The organism is Synechococcus sp. CCY 9618 (assembly GCF_019038415.1).
Taxonomy (GTDB): Bacteria; Cyanobacteriota; Cyanobacteriia; order PCC-6307; family Cyanobiaceae; genus Cyanobium.
In genome coordinates this window covers 1-233 of the sequence record NZ_JAFKRG010000068.1, presented here as the reverse complement: position 1 = coordinate 233, position 233 = coordinate 1, and the positions used below count along the sequence as shown (strand labels likewise).

General features: G+C 75.5%; 1 pseudogene. It reads right to left on the bottom strand.

Annotation, left to right across the window (positions count from 1 at the left end):
* Nucleotides 1-233 (bottom strand): annotated as a pseudogene (locus KUG41_RS15175) (DUF4912 domain-containing protein); the annotation flags it as partial.

Genomic DNA, 233 nt, shown 5'->3' with positions numbered 1-233 from the left:
TCGGCATCGGCCACCAGCCAGAAGGAGCGCTGGCGCGGGGCCACCCCGCCGATGCCGGAGCCGGAGGCGCTGCGGCCGGAGGCCCAGGGGCCGGCGCCGGAGGCGGAGAAGGCGCCGGCGGCATGGAAACCGGCGGCGGAATCGATCTCATGGAAGGCCTCGGATCCGCGGCCCAGGCGGCGCAACGGCCGGGTGGCGCTCTGGTAGAGGCGTTCGTGCAGATCGGCGTGGAC